This window comes from Colwellia sp. MB3u-55 (assembly GCF_014076785.1).
GTDB lineage: Bacteria > Pseudomonadota > Gammaproteobacteria > Enterobacterales > Alteromonadaceae > Colwellia_A.
The window spans coordinates 25,005-38,998 of sequence record NZ_JACGUS010000111.1 but is presented as its reverse complement, the minus strand read 5'-3'; the positions used below and the strand labels follow the sequence as shown (position 1 = coordinate 38,998).

Annotated in this window: 13 protein-coding genes and 1 pseudogene; 8 read left to right on the top strand and 6 right to left on the bottom strand. The window is 37.8% G+C overall.

Annotated elements, in window-relative coordinates; genetic code table 11:
- Nucleotides 1–25 precede the first annotated feature (25 nt).
- From H4J66_RS08950 to H4J66_RS08940, 3 genes are all read left to right on the top strand, one after another.
- Nucleotides 26–1,099 carry a histidine kinase gene (locus H4J66_RS08950; protein WP_310650644.1) on the top strand — a complete coding sequence of 358 codons (1,074 nt, stop codon included), beginning with the start codon at nucleotides 26–28 and terminating at the stop codon, nucleotides 1,097–1,099.
- On the top strand, nucleotides 1,096–1,947 hold the full coding sequence (locus tag H4J66_RS08945) for a LytTR family DNA-binding domain-containing protein (protein WP_182173389.1): 852 nt from the start codon (nucleotides 1,096–1,098) through the stop codon (nucleotides 1,945–1,947). The genes H4J66_RS08950 and H4J66_RS08945 overlap by 4 nt, the downstream gene beginning before the upstream one ends.
- Nucleotides 1,948–2,306: 359 nt before the next feature.
- Nucleotides 2,307–2,546 (top strand): CDGSH iron-sulfur domain-containing protein, encoded by a 240-nt coding sequence (locus H4J66_RS08940; protein ID WP_182173385.1) that lies wholly within the window; start codon nucleotides 2,307–2,309, stop codon nucleotides 2,544–2,546.
- 190 nt (nucleotides 2,547–2,736) lie between these two features.
- Here H4J66_RS08940 and H4J66_RS20785 read toward each other — a convergent pair.
- From H4J66_RS20785 to H4J66_RS08930, 4 genes and pseudogenes are all read right to left on the bottom strand, one after another.
- Nucleotides 2,737–2,826, bottom strand: a pseudogene (locus H4J66_RS20785) (MBL fold metallo-hydrolase RNA specificity domain-containing protein); the annotation flags it as partial.
- 12 nt (nucleotides 2,827–2,838) lie between these two features.
- Complete coding sequence (locus tag H4J66_RS19990; protein WP_409049361.1) at nucleotides 2,839–3,144, bottom strand: hypothetical protein; 306 nt, start codon at nucleotides 3,142–3,144, stop codon at nucleotides 2,839–2,841.
- 549 nt (nucleotides 3,145–3,693) lie between these two features.
- Nucleotides 3,694–4,050 carry an MBL fold metallo-hydrolase gene (locus tag H4J66_RS19985; RefSeq protein WP_220463256.1) on the bottom strand — a complete coding sequence of 119 codons (357 nt, stop codon included), beginning with the start codon at nucleotides 4,048–4,050 and terminating at the stop codon, nucleotides 3,694–3,696.
- Between the two features lie 17 nt (nucleotides 4,051–4,067).
- Nucleotides 4,068–4,523: a cytochrome C gene (locus H4J66_RS08930; RefSeq protein WP_182173383.1), complete on the bottom strand. Its 456-nt coding sequence runs from the start codon at nucleotides 4,521–4,523 to the stop codon at nucleotides 4,068–4,070.
- Nucleotides 4,524–5,107: 584 nt separating this feature from the next.
- Here H4J66_RS08930 and H4J66_RS08925 point away from each other — a divergent pair.
- The 4 genes from H4J66_RS08925 (at nucleotide 5,108) to H4J66_RS08910 (ending at nucleotide 8,476) form a co-directional block, all read left to right on the top strand.
- Nucleotides 5,108–5,617 (top strand): hypothetical protein, encoded by a 510-nt coding sequence (locus H4J66_RS08925; protein ID WP_070373523.1) that lies wholly within the window; start codon nucleotides 5,108–5,110, stop codon nucleotides 5,615–5,617.
- A 469-nt stretch (nucleotides 5,618–6,086) separates the two neighbouring features.
- Entirely contained in the window at nucleotides 6,087–7,205 is a 1,119-nt protein-coding gene (hflK, locus tag H4J66_RS08920; RefSeq protein ID WP_182173380.1) for an FtsH protease activity modulator HflK, read from the top strand.
- Nucleotides 7,202–8,185, top strand: a complete 984-nt coding sequence (gene hflC / locus H4J66_RS08915; protein ID WP_182173377.1) for a protease modulator HflC — start codon at nucleotides 7,202–7,204, stop codon at nucleotides 8,183–8,185. Before hflK ends, hflC begins: the two co-directional genes overlap by 4 nt.
- Before the next feature lie 138 nt (nucleotides 8,186–8,323).
- Complete coding sequence (locus tag H4J66_RS08910) at nucleotides 8,324–8,476, top strand: hypothetical protein (RefSeq protein WP_310650643.1); 153 nt, start codon at nucleotides 8,324–8,326, stop codon at nucleotides 8,474–8,476.
- Nucleotides 8,477–8,705: 229 nt separating this feature from the next.
- Here H4J66_RS08910 and acnA read toward each other — a convergent pair whose 3' ends face one another.
- Nucleotides 8,706–11,444, bottom strand: coding sequence for an aconitate hydratase AcnA (gene acnA / locus H4J66_RS08905; protein WP_182173374.1), 2,739 nt, complete (start codon nucleotides 11,442–11,444; stop codon nucleotides 8,706–8,708).
- Nucleotides 11,445–11,835: 391 nt separating this feature from the next.
- A complete protein-coding gene (locus H4J66_RS08900) occupies nucleotides 11,836–12,285 on the bottom strand; it encodes a universal stress protein (RefSeq protein WP_182173371.1) in 450 nt (149 codons plus the stop codon).
- Between the two features lie 537 nt (nucleotides 12,286–12,822).
- Between H4J66_RS08900 and H4J66_RS08895 the strand changes: the two genes are divergently transcribed.
- On the top strand, nucleotides 12,823–13,587 hold the full coding sequence (locus H4J66_RS08895) for a Crp/Fnr family transcriptional regulator (protein WP_182173368.1): 765 nt from the start codon (nucleotides 12,823–12,825) through the stop codon (nucleotides 13,585–13,587).
- The last annotated feature ends 407 nt before the right edge of the window (nucleotides 13,588–13,994 follow it).

Here is a 13,994-nt window from a genome sequence, read left to right as displayed (position 1 = left end):
TAAGATTTTTTATTGGTTATACTGCGTGAATTGGAAAGAATTATTAGAAAATAAGAACCGACTTTTTTGGTTAGTGCATAGCACAAGTTGGTTTGGATTTGCTTTAGTGCATTATTTAGGATCATTATTACATGATCCTCGTGATATTTTTGTCGTGATAATTTTTCTCAATGCTTATGCAGGTTGGCTGTTCACTGTGCCTTTGCGCTACCTATATCGTAGAGTCTGGAATTTTAGTCCTGCAAAAATAGCCGTTGTGGTCATAGTCGCCTCTTATTTGGTTGGCGTACTTTGGCAAGTTGTTAAAAACATTAATCATTGGGAAATATACAAGCACGGTTATCGCCCTGATTTTTGGCTGTACTACACCACTAACAGTGTTTATTCATTTTTTATTATTTTGAGCTGGAGTGGTTTATACTTTGGTACAAAATATTATCAAATGCTGCAAAAAGAAAAACAAAATGTTCTAGAGGCTAACAGCGTCGCTCACCAGGCTCAGCTTAAAATGCTGCGTTATCAGCTCAATCCTCATTTTTTGTTTAATACTCTTAATGCAATCTCTACCCTTGTTTTGGTTAATGAAAATAAAATAGCCAATGGTATGGTGACTAAATTAAGTGAGTTTCTTCGCTATTCTCTTGATAAAGATCCGATGAAAAAAGTCACCTTAAATAGTGAGTTGCATGCATTAAAACTTTACCTAGATATAGAAAAAGTTAGATTCGAAGACCGATTATGTGTAGAGTTTACCGCAGCGGATGATTGTAAAGATGCCTTAGTACCCAGTATGATATTACAACCTATTGCTGAAAATTCTATTAAGTATGCTATTGCTTCTCAAGAGAGTGGCGGTACCATTAAAGTTACGGTGACCCGCTTTGCCAATGACTTATTATTAGAACTTGCCGATGATGGTCCAGGTGCTGAAATTAAAAATGGTAATATTTATCGTGAAAATGGTGTTGGCCTCGCAAACAGCCGAGAAAGATTAGCTGCATTGTACGGTAGTGATTTTTCTTTAGTTGTTGCCAATAATACGCCAAAAGGTGTTAAAGTGAGCATTAGAATGCCCTATGAACTAGAGATAAATACATGACAAAGCTTCTGTCAACAATCATAGTTGATGATGAACCTTTAGCAAGGAAAGGCCTTGCCGTAAGATTAGCGGAACATAAAGACGTTGATATTATTGCACAATGCCATAATGGTCGTGAAGCACTTGAAGCCGTGCGAGCCTATGAACCTGATTTAATGTTTCTTGATATTCAAATGCCAGGCCTCAATGGTTTTGAAGTCGTGCAAGCTATTATTGAAAGAGGATTAAAGCTACCCATTGTTATTTTTGTCACCGCCTTTGATCAATATGCCTTACAAGCCTTTGAAGTTCACGCACAAGACTACCTGTTAAAGCCTGCTGATGAAACTCGCTTAGCTGACTCTATGGACAAGGTTAGGCAGAGCCTGATCAGCTCAGAAAATGCTGCTCATAAATCTAAACTTATTCAGCTAGTCTGTGATGTTACCGGTAATGATTGTGACAAAATTTTAGCTGAGCTCGCAAATAATCAACCGGTAAGTTTATCTTCTTACTCTGATATCTTAGCTATAAAAGATGCAGGAGAAGTGAGTAGAGTCCCAGTTAAAGACATTTTATGGATTGACGCTGCGGGAGACTATATGTGTGTTCATACCCATAGCGCTACACATATATTACGTAAAACAATGAAACAGCTTGAAGAAATATTAGACCCAAAGCAATTTGTACGCATTCATCGCTCAACCATAGTCAATAAAAATTATGTTGATAAGTTTTGTAGCCAACTTAACGGCGAATATTACTTAGTGATGAGTAATGGCAAAGAATTAAAAGTGAGTCGAAGTTACAAAGAAAAAGTTAAACAAGCTGTTGGTATCCAAAGCGTCAAAATTAGTCTTTCCGATTGAATTATTTACTTGACGCCTCTCTTATTAAGCAGCGCAGGTTTTGTTTCAATCCACCTTTTCATTGAACGCTATTCCTTAAGTAGCCATGTTTTTAATGGCTTTAGTCTTTTTTGTTAACTTTATTATTGTTATTTCACTTGGCATAGTTATTCTTCAAATGTCAGAGGATAAAATTTTAGAATCCCTTTATTGACCTTGGACTTTAATGCAGTTTCCTCATAGATTTTTACTCAACAGATAATTAAAGTTCAACTGGGGTAAATAACAGTTGGCTTTTATTGCTTTATCGCTTACTTTAAATATCAGTTACTTGCCTCTTTATCGGGCGCTATATATATATCAATTAATGGAGATTTACTATGTCTACACCAGTACGAGCATCTGACACACCTTTTGCAGTCGACGTTGAAGAAGGTAAAAAATATTCTTGGTGTTCTTGTGGGGAAAGCCAAAAACAACCCTTTTGTGATGGCTCTCATAAAGGCTCAGAATTTTCGCCAGTAAGATATACCGCAACAGAGTCAAAAAAAGTATTTTTTTGTGGCTGTAAACAAACAGCATCTCAGCCGATGTGTGATGGTAGTCATAAAAAATCTTAAGCTAAAATTTTTTATCTGCGACTAGGTTAAGACAAACGCTGTTTTGTTTGACCCTAGTTTTATCAGTAACGTCGAGAAACCATTCTCTTCGTTATAATAACGTCTTGGTCAATGGCCATATCATTTGACACACCCGTTAGATTATAATATTTTGCCTATAACCTGCTTGGGTTACATTAGCCTGATGCAATTATGGTAATTTTTTCTCTAGTATATCCATCGCTTCTTTTTCTCCATGAACTAGCACTACGGGTGGTTTATTTTCAAACCCTTGATACCACTCAAGTAATCCTTATTGATCAGCATGAGCTGAAAAACCGCTAAGGTTGTGTATATTTGCTTCAACGTGTACTTTTTCTCCCCATAAATTAACGTGCTGACAACCCTCAATAAGAGCTTGGCCTAATGTTCCTCTTGCTTGAAAGCCGCCAATAATCACATGCGCATTTTGACACCAGATGTTATGTTTAAAATGGTGTTTAATTCTACCACCCGTACACATACCGCTACCCGCTATAATAGCTCCAGAGGACATTTTATTGATTTTCATTGAAGACTGAGTTGTTTCTGACATGTGCAGGTTCGGTAAATTAAATATTCCTTCATCATGATGAATACCAACAGCTTTTTTATCATAAACTCACGGTGTTTGGCGTAAACCTTAGTCGCTTTTATCCCCGTAGGACTGTAGAGCAAAATTTGCCAGTCTGCCAGTTGTCACGCCTTGAAGTGATGCTGAAATTCATAAATAAGCTCCTGGGTTCGTCCCACTGTAAAAACAGGTATAAGAATATTGCCTTTGCTGCTTTTTGCTTGAGCTATTATTTTACCCCTTTCTTGCCAGTTTAGGTGTGTTCTATCGCCATAGGTACTTTCCATGATAACAAGGTCAGCATGTTTAACGATAAAGGGATTGCGTAAAATAGCCGCGTCTTTATGGCCTAAATCACCACTAAAGACGATTTTTTACTCACTCCACCTTTGACAAGTGTTAATTCAAGAATGGCTGAGCCAATAATATGGCCGGCATCTCTAAGGGTTAGTTTGACACCATCACATATTTCTAATTCATCATCATAGGTAAGCCCTTTGAAGTACTGACATGCTGTTTTTGCTTCTGCCTTCGTATAAAGAGGTTCTATTAATGTTAACCCTTTACACTGACGTTTTTATTTTCCCAGCTCGCTTCTTTTTCGTGTATGTGGCCGGAGTCGATTAACATAATTTTACATAAATCTGCCGTGGTATTATGGGTATAAATAGAACCGTGAAAACCCTCCTTGATTAATATGGGTAATCGACCCGAGTGGTCAAGGTGTGCATGAGTGATCACCACGGCATCTAACTCACTAACATCAAAATGGAAGGGGTGATGGTTGTGTTTTTCATGGTGATGAGAACCTTGAAACATACCATATTCAATCAGTATGTTTTTGTTATTACCCTGTACCAAATAGCAAGAGCCAGTGACTTCTCTAGTGGTTCCAAAAAATTTAATGTTCATGTTAACTCCCATACCTTTTAATGTGGATAATATTGATATCTGGTTTGTTGATAAGGTTTTAATAAATAGTTAGGTTGTAAAAAGGATACTAAATCAATGAGTTCAGTCACAGTCATTACATCATTAAAGACTTTCATCTTTGATTCACCTTGAGGTGTTCTAAACTGTGGTGAATGTAAATTTGAAAATTTATGGGATGGATTAATAATAGAGGTAACCAATTCAGCATAAATGACAATTTTAGTTTTGTTACCACCCAGAGAAACTGAAAGGGTTTGCTGATTTGCAATACTATCATCCTTAACACCATCAAGTGTGTGGCAGGCTAAACATTGATATTTTAAGAAAGCTATTTTACCTGCTTTAATATTCCCTGTAGGCAGACTAAATCCTCTTGGCGAGTCAATTCCTTTACCACAACTGAACAGCGTTAATGACATAACGACAAGTAAACTCAATAGAAAGTAATTCATTATTATTCCTTAATCATTTTTAGGTTGAATTAATAGCCAGCTAGTTAACACTCTGCGCTATATGAAAAAATAGAGAATCGGTTCTTGCCCATTGATAATTTAAAAAATTTCTAATCATATCAGGGGTATTTCATTAAATAGTAGAATAAATTAACAAGATACTTTAGCAAAGGTAGAGGTAGTAGCTTCTACTAATCGATTGATTTTTAGTCTAGTTACCGTTGATAAAGAGCGCTAGTTTATCTGTATCAAGGTTAATACAGATCAATCAGCTTGTTGTTAGTTATGATCTCATTGATGAGTAGATAGCCAAATTTTGGCGTTGTTTATCATAGCTTAAGCAATGCAATTTATGACTTTAGATCACTTCATTAAACAATGTGTGGCAACGCACAGACACTTTGTTGATATCAATTTATGATGAGTTATGGATATACATGCACTTTATCGATAGGGAAATTATTAAAATTTTTCCATCTTTTTTTAATGATTAAAATATGCAATTATTTTAATAAAATACTGCAGCTCATTGCCTGTTAACATTATAGTTTTTTAGCCAGTGTAGATGCACACAGGAGCAACAAATGAAACGTATTTATTTTCTAGCCCCCGATGTTAAGGTTACATGTGAATTGGTAAACCTGTTTCGCGCTGATGGCATTAGCGATAGTCAAATGCATCTAATAGCAAACGATAAAATCGATTTAAGCGATCTCCCCAAAGCGGATGCATTGGATGATTCCGACTTGTACCCAGCGATCAAACGGGGTGTTATAGCTGGTGGGACAACTGGATTATTGGCAGGCCTGGCGGTTATAACCCTTCCGGCTACGGGTTTAGCCCTTGGTGGTGCAGCTATTTTAGGCTTTACCGTCGCAGGTGCGAGTTTTGGTGCTTGGGTCTCAGGTATGGTAGGCGCTGGTTTAAGTGATCAGGAGAAGGTTGCATGCGAAACTGCAATTAGTAATGGCGAAGTGCTGATGATGTTGGATGTTCCAGCTGATCACCAGATTGAGGTATATCACAATAAAGTAGCCAGTGTTTGTCCGCTGGTTGAGATTCGTCAAACAGAAATTACTGTACCACCGCTTTAGCCCTCCTTTTAAATAGAGACATTACCTGCACAAGTGCGTCAGTAATTATCTACTACTGGCCACATCAAGGGTTAACGTAAGCACTTATAAAAAATAAAAAATCACCATTTGAATTTCCTCAGATTCAATGGAAAGTTATCTAATAAATCTAGCCTGTGAAAACGTTATTTCAACACTCAACTTCAATCAAAATTCATTATTTGTGATGATGTTCTATCTATCACAGGCTGTATTGACTGAAATAATTTATGACGACTACGTGTGGTATCGAACAGAAAACTAATATTATTTATCGTAGAATTATCTGATGAGCCTGAGTCGGAAATTACAAAGTGTGTCTATCCAAAAACAAATAATATAATACGATTATTTAATTAAAGTTATATAATACAGTTTGATAGGATGGGCAGTTATTAATTATAAAGTTAAAACCTATTTTTCGAAAGTTAGTTAATAAATAGAGGAGCCTATGACGCCAGATAATAACAACGCTAAAAAGCCCAAATCAGAGCTACCTGATCTAAGCAAAGTAGTCTGTAAATTTTTTCAAAAGTATCAAGCATTACTGCCAACGAGTAGTGGCAAAAAACCTGGATGGATTATCCTTGCAGTTATATTGCTCACTGGTGGTATTTATACCGCGGTATACACAGTTCCTAGCGATTCTGTAGCTGTTGTACTGAGATTTGGTAAGTTTGAAGCTATTTTCCCTGCGGGTTTACATTTCAAATTACCTTTAGGTATAGAGCAAGTGAACATAGTGCCAACAAAGCGGCAGTTGAAGCAAGAGTTTGGCTTTTCAACGCCTGGTGCTAAAGACCCTGACCAAAATATCTCCATAAACAACTCGTTCAATGATTCTTTAAAGAATATAGGCCGTAGTGCTCGTGAGCGTGACTTAGCCATAGCAAGTAATCAAGTGGGAGAAACGCAAATGGTGACGGGAGATTTGAATACAGCACTGGTGGAATGGGTCATTCAGTATCGAATTGCTGATCCCAAAAATTACTTATTTGAAGTACGTGATCCAGCAGGTACGTTACGCTATGTTTCTGAATCAGTAATGCGTGAAGTGGTAGGTGATAGAACCGTTGACGAAGTGATCACTATTGGCCGTCAAGAAATTGAAGTTGAAGCACTTAAAAAAATGCAGGCTTTGGCAACTAAATATGTAATGGGCATCAGTATTGACCAAGTTCAATTAAAGAATATTAATCCGCCGAAGCCCGTTCAAGCCTCGTTTAATGAGGTAAATCAGGCTCAACAAGAAAAGGAAAAGCTGATTAATGAAGCGCGCCGAGATTACAATCGTATTATCCCATTGGCAGAAGGCGAGCGAGATCAACGTATTCGCGAAGCAGATGGCTATAGAATAAAACGAATTAATGAAGCAGAAGGTGATGTATTACGTTTTAATGCACTATATGACCAATTTAAGTTGGCGCCAGAGGTAACGCGCAGGCGCATTTACGTGGAGACCATGCAAAAAGTAATGCCAACCATAAGCAACAAAATTATCATTGATAGTGGCACAATAGATGTTTTACCTTTGCTTGATTTAACATCTATTGAAGGGAGAAAACCATGAAACGTTATTTAAGCTTATTCACGAGTATTTTGCTATTCGTTATTATTACCTTACTTTATGGCGCCTTTTACACCGTAAATGAAGTTGAACAAGTCATTATTACCCAATTTGGTCGTCCCGTTGGTGAGCCGGTTGTTGATGCAGGTATTAAGTTTAAATTACCTTATATACAACAGGTTAATTCGATTGATAAACGTGTATTGGAATGGGAAGGTACACCTTCAGATATGCCGACAAAGGACAAGTTATATATTTCTGTTAGCTTATATGCGCGTTGGCAGATAACCGACCCATTGCCGTATTTTTTACGTCTGGGGGATGAACGTAGTGCGCAGTCGAGATTAGATGATATTTTTGGTAGTGAGACACGAAACGCGGTAGCAACACATAAACTAATTGAAATTATTCGGACCACTAAAGGCCGTCAACCTCTGCGTGACCCATTGTTAACTGATGCAGAAAAAGCATTAGATATGGGCAGTTTAGTGCCGATCCATAAAGGTAGGAAACTTGTCGAACAAGACATATTTAACGCTGCGGCAGAAAAGGTTAAGGTGTTTGGTATCGAACTATTAGATATTCGTTTTAAGCGCATTAATTATAATGAAAGTGTACGACCAAAAATTTATGAGCGCATGATCAGTGAACGTCGCCAAATTGCCGAAAGGTTTCTATCTGAAGGAAAAGGTGAAGCAGCTAGGATATTAGGCAACCGCGAACGCGATTTAAATAAAATTCAATCAGAAGCTTATCGTCAAGTTGTAGAAATTCGCGGTAAAGCCGATGCTAAAGCCGCTGGAATTTATTCTACAGCACACAGCCAAAGTCAAGAATCTATTGAATTTTATGCTTTTACACGAACCTTGCAAGCCTATGAACTTGCTATTGGCGAAGATACGACATTAGTACTGTCGACTAACAGTGACTTATTTAAATATTTACACAATGCCACCCCACCAAAAAATATCATCGAAAAGTAAACGATACATTGATATGTTAAATAGCATCAATACAAATAAGTCTATATAAAAAACTGCTTTACTGGTACTCCTAATTTGCATCGTTAGATGCTAGGAGTAGCGGTGACTATCATAACGAATAATTAACGGAGTGTTATCATGGGATCTCATCATACCAATCAAAATAAACACGCTACCGTGAACTTCTCTGCTTTGAAAACTGCAATAGGAAATGGCGAAGCGTTATTAATAAAAAACTTACTAGCAAATCAATCCATGCAAGATCTTGAAAAAAACACCTCATTAATTTAGCCTATATAAACAAAAACCCCTTTATCATCAAGCTACTCGAAGGTATTCCTGTTAAGGAATAGGCCATTAGTATCGTTAATATTGACTAGGATTCAGGCATTTACATTTAAAATCTACAGTTGAATGTTAACCTCTACAACAATGAATAATAAACAGGTCAACAATATGACCTGTTTATGCATTATTCTAAAAATTTACCCTTCAAAATTAATTAAGAAGGGTAACAAAATTAGTCTGTCGATGCTAAATTTCGTAGTACATAATGTAATATGCCACCATGTTGGTAGTATTTGAATTCGTTGGGTGTATCAATACGAATTTTTACTTCAAAGGAACGTTCATTACCCTCTTCAGTTTGAACGGATATTGTCACCGTTTTCTGCCCAATACTCACGGCAGGAATACTGAATTGCTCTTCACCTGTTAGCTTTAGTGACTCGGCATTATCATCTGGCATAAATTGCAATGGTAATATCCCCATGCCGACTAAATTAGAGCGATGAATACGTTCGTAACTCTGTGCAATAACCGCTTTAACGCCCAATAAAGCTGGCCCTTTGGCGGCCCAATCACGAGAACTGCCCGTACCATACTCTTTTCCAGCTAAGACAATTGAAGCAATGTTTTGTTGTTGATATTGCATCGCCGCATCAAAAACACTCATTTTTTCACCTGATGGCATCAGTGTCGTCCAACAGCCCTCAGTGCCGGGTGCTAATAAATTACGTAAACGAACATTGGCAAAAGTACCGCGCATCATCACTTCATGATTACCGCGTCTAGAGCCATAAGAATTAAAGTCTTTGGGTGAGACGCCTTCACTTTGTAAATACTCAGCCGCGGGGCTATCTAGCGCAATCGAACCGGCAGGAGATATATGGTCAGTAGTGACACTATCACCCAGTTTTAATAAACATCGAGCATTTTTAATTGGGTTAATAGTTGGTATTTTTGCGCTAATATTATTAAAAAATGGTGGCAATTTAACGTAGGTAGAAGCTGGCCAATCATATTTTTGGCTTTGTACTATATCCAGCGCTTGCCAGTCTTTATTACCGCTATACACATCTTCATATCGGGAAATAAACATTGAACTGTCGATAACTTTTTCGATAACTTGTTTAATTTCCTGACTATCTGGCCAGATGTCATGTAAATAAACCGGTTTACCTGTAGGGTCATCACCTAGTGAGCCCGTGGTAATATCTATCTTCATATTACCCGCTAAAGCATAAGCAACGACCAAAGGAGGAGAGGCTAAATAATTAGCTTGGACTTCTGGGTGAATACGACCTTCAAAGTTACGATTACCCGATAAAACAGAGGTAACAGATAAATCACCTTGATGAATAGCGTCGCTAATTTCGGTAGGTAAAGGGCCGGAGTTACCAATACAGGTAGTACAACCGTATCCGACTAACTGAAAACCAAGGGCATCTAAATCTTCATTTAAGCCAGATTTAAGCAGATAATCAGTGACCACTTGTGAACCAGGTGCAAAACTGGTTTTTACCCAAGGTTTAACCGTTAATCTTCGCAGCCGGGCATTTCTGGCTAATAGTCCAGCGGCAATTAATACCGATGGATTTGAGGTGTTAGTGCAACTGGTAATTGCCGCTATAACGACGGATCCGTGTTTTAATACAAAGTCTTCATCAGCATACTGACAGGGAACGCCTGAATCTTCATTACTAGCAGGTAATAGCACTGAAGGTTGTCCGCCTTCACTTTCAAAGCCACTTTCACTATCGCTCGAGACTGCTTGTTTTATACCGTGTTGTAAAGCTAACCAGTCACGATACGCCAGACCGGCACGGTCCAGTGAAATTCTGTCTTGAGGACGTTTAGGACCAGCAATAGAAGGCACTACTTCATCTAGTTTTAATGATAATCGGCTATGATAAACAGCATGCTGTTGAGACTGCGTTCCCCACATATCCATCGTTTTTAAATAGGACTCTACGCGTTCAATGTGGTCACTGTCACGCCCGGTTAATTGCAGATAATCGGTAGTTTGATGATCGATGGGGAAAATTCCACACGTTGCCCCATATTCTGGCGCCATATTGGCTATGGTTGCTCGGTCAGCCAAGGTCAGTTCATTCACCCCAGTACCAAAGAACTCGACAAACTTACCTACTACACCTGCAGCACGTAATTGTTCGGTTACCGTTAAGACTAAGTCAGTCGCTGTAGTTCCTGCAGGTAATTTTCCCGTTAATTCAAAACCAACAATTTCAGGTATTAACATGGTCACCGGTTGTCCCAACATCGCCGCTTCAGCTTCGATACCGCCGACTCCCCAACCTAACACACCTAAGCCATTAATCATGGTGGTATGTGAATCGGTACCAACCAAGGTATCTGGGTAAAGTAAATTATTCTCGTCGGGCTTTTTGAATACTACGCGGGCTAAATATTCGAGATTTACCTGATGTACAATACCACGGCCCGGTGGTACCACTTTAAAATTATCAAAACTTTGCTGACCCCAGCGTAAAAACTGATAGCGTTCACGATTACGCTGAAACTCAATTGCGGTGTTTTTTTCCATCGCATCAGCTTGACCAAACACATCGACCATAACTGAATGGTCGATGACCAATTCGACTGGATTTAATGGGTTTATTTTTTCGGCTTTTCCACCCATTTTTACTATCGCATCTCGCATAGCCGCTAAATCAACTACGGCGGGTACCCCAGTAAAGTCTTGCAAAATTACGCGAGCAGGTACAAAGGCAATTTCAGTATCCTGCCAGTTGTCTACATCCCAATTGGCTAAGGTTTCAATATCCCCTTGTTGGACAAAATCACTATCTGCATGTCGTAATAAGTTTTCTAAAAGGATTTTAGCGGCAAAAGGCAAACGTGAAAGGTCATACTTATCCGCTAAACCATCAAAACTGTGGTAGTGGCAAATTTCACCATTAATTTCAAGTTGCTTTAAACGTTGTATAGAGTTGGCCATTGTCGTTATCTCTATTAAAAGTATTAATCTGATTGGTATACGCATAATGATAAACGTAGTTAATATACCCTAGCATACATGGACGAAAACATAATGTGGCAGCCAAAATAAAGGGCTGGTAACATGTATAGTTATATAACAATCAGTAGGGTGTTTATTACAAATGAGACTCGAGTCAAATAATTTATCATGATAGGTCGATTTAATAAGACAGGATAAATTAGTGATACGACCCTCGATGAACACCTGTTATGGAAAGGTAAGTCTTGCTGCAACCGATAGATAATTAACGACATTATATTAATTGCCGACTTAATTGATTGGCTCGATCACAGCAGGTTCGTTACCATCATAATATTCAAAGCAATATATTTATTGCTTAAATCAATGCTTATTGCTCTTTATAACGCACTGCCAATACATCACATTTTGCGCCGTGTAAAATGGCATTTGCGGTAGAGCCTAATAATAAACGTAAACCATGGACGCCATGGCTACCTGTTATAATTAAATCGACATTTTCGTGCTCTGCGAAAGCTAATATTTCTTCGCTAATATATCCGACCGATATACACAAGTGTTGTTCGGTGATATTCAGCCTTTTAGCTAATGGTTGAAGTATTTCTTTGGCTTGTTCTTTTAGTTTTTCTGTATTACCAAAACTGCCAACTGGGTCTGGACTCGGAACAACACCAAGTGCTCCACCATAATTAGGTATCGGCTCTACCACATGAATAATACTGAGTTTAGCATCGGTGAACTGTTGTAATTGAGCGACTTTATCTTCAATATAGTTTTTTGAATCATGAAGTTCTGTGGCAAATAAAATATGTTTATACATAACGTTTTCCTCTATTAAATCATAAGGGTCTTATTGGTGGCTGGCAAAGCATTAACTTGTTGTTTTACCTGTTTTAAAGGGTGCTACTTCTTTTACTGAAGTAAAACTTTTATGGTCTTGTCCATTCCACTAATGAATAAAATTTTATAACGCTAAGCTCTAAACACTACCTTGTACTTTACGTAAAGATATATCTGTACGCTGTCACACATAACCTAATAATTATCGTACTATTTTTCATGCGAAAGCCACTAGAACAGCAGGCTATTTCTTCGTTAGACTTTACCGTAGTGGAAAGTTTAAGTTTTTGTCTTTAAATGTTATTGTTGTTTGCTATGTTGTTATCTGAATGTAAGCGCTTCTACTTCGGGTGGTCTAAATGTTGATTAGTGCGATATATACTTTTATTACCTAAAATAAAAATGATCATCTAAAAAGAGTGTTGTGTACGGTATCGAACCGAACAGCGAAATTTTTTTTGTTAAGATATAATATTATTTAGTAGCTTGATTTAATTCTTAAGAAGGGACGCACACGATGCAAAAAATAATCGACATTCAAATTTCCCCCTTACAAAATCACTTATTAGCTGTTTTGCCTGATGAAGTAAAAGAACGACTCTTTCCTTTTGTTGAATTAGTAAAGCTAGAGTTAGGCGAGGTGATGTACGAAGCTGGTGATAAGCTCGCTAATGTATACTTTCCCGTTGACTCTATTGTTTCTTTATTATACGTAATGGAGAGTGGCGCTTCGGCAGAAATTTCTGTGGTAGGTAACGAAGGCGTTGTTGGTATTGCGTTGTTTATGGGCGGAGAAAGTACGTCCAGCCGAGCTGTGGTTCAAAGTGCAGGTTATGCTTATCGGCTTAAAGGAAAACGCTTAACCCAAGAGTTCCATCGTCATGGAAAATTGTTAGGTGTAATGCTTCGTTATACCCAATCCCTTATTACTCAAATGTCACAGACTGCAGTATGTAATCGCCACCATACGATTGATCAGCAATTATGCCGTTTTCTTTTACTGTCGCTTGACCGTTTACCCGATAATACCCTAGTGATGACTCAGGAACTTATTGGTAATATGTTAGGGGTTCGCCGAGAAGGGGTGACAGAAGCTGCGGGAAAACTGCAGAAGTTGGGTGTCATTGATTATCATCGCGGTCATATTACCGTGTTAAATAGGCAGAAACTTGAAAGCTTAAGTTGTGAATGCTACGCGGTTGTAAAAAAAGAAACCGACCGATTGCTCCCTCATGAAAACGAAAAAGTTTATTATCACTCAAAAAACGTTATTAATCTTTAATTAACGGTATTTATCCTAGTGAGTAAGACTGTCTTTTATCTTCATAAGCATATGATTATTAATGTTTTTTAATTGATTTGTAATGTTCAGTACAATAATAGCTATTGCGCTAAATAAGGCTGTCACGCCATTGACTTTTATCAAAAATTTTCCTGCAATATCCGCATCAAAACGTTAAGACTTTAGCGCTGGCATTGAAGAAAACCTCGCGACATCTCGCGACATTATAGACACCGCTATTGCTTAGTGAACTAATCATTTTAAATATGTAAGTTATAAAGTCATATAAGTAAGTAATGTTTGCCAGCGCACAGATCCTCTATTTTATAACGCTTACACTTGACTATTGCTGCTATAAATTAAATTTTAATTATTTAAGGCAATATTATTTTTCTGTATCAGAGAGC

Bases quoted from the DNA above. Each gene is read 5' to 3' on its own strand.
- H4J66_RS08945 (WP_182173389.1), top strand. From the start codon at position 1,096: ATGACAAAGCTTCTGTCAACAATCATAGTTGATGATGAACCTTTAGCA.
- H4J66_RS08940 (WP_182173385.1), top strand. From the start codon at position 2,307: ATGTCTACACCAGTACGAGCATCTGACACACCTTTTGCAGTCGACGTT.
- H4J66_RS19985 (WP_220463256.1), bottom strand. From the start codon at position 4,050: ATGAACATTAAATTTTTTGGAACCACTAGAGAAGTCACTGGCTCTTGC.
- H4J66_RS08930 (WP_182173383.1), bottom strand. From the start codon at position 4,523: ATGAATTACTTTCTATTGAGTTTACTTGTCGTTATGTCATTAACGCTG.
- H4J66_RS08925 (WP_070373523.1), top strand. From the start codon at position 5,108: ATGAAACGTATTTATTTTCTAGCCCCCGATGTTAAGGTTACATGTGAA.
- hflK (WP_182173380.1), top strand. From the start codon at position 6,087: ATGACGCCAGATAATAACAACGCTAAAAAGCCCAAATCAGAGCTACCT.
- hflC (WP_182173377.1), top strand. From the start codon at position 7,202: ATGAAACGTTATTTAAGCTTATTCACGAGTATTTTGCTATTCGTTATT.
- H4J66_RS08910 (WP_310650643.1), top strand. From the start codon at position 8,324: ATGGGATCTCATCATACCAATCAAAATAAACACGCTACCGTGAACTTC.
- acnA (WP_182173374.1), bottom strand. From the start codon at position 11,444: ATGGCCAACTCTATACAACGTTTAAAGCAACTTGAAATTAATGGTGAA.
- H4J66_RS08900 (WP_182173371.1), bottom strand. From the start codon at position 12,285: ATGTATAAACATATTTTATTTGCCACAGAACTTCATGATTCAAAAAAC.
- H4J66_RS08895 (WP_182173368.1), top strand. From the start codon at position 12,823: ATGCAAAAAATAATCGACATTCAAATTTCCCCCTTACAAAATCACTTA.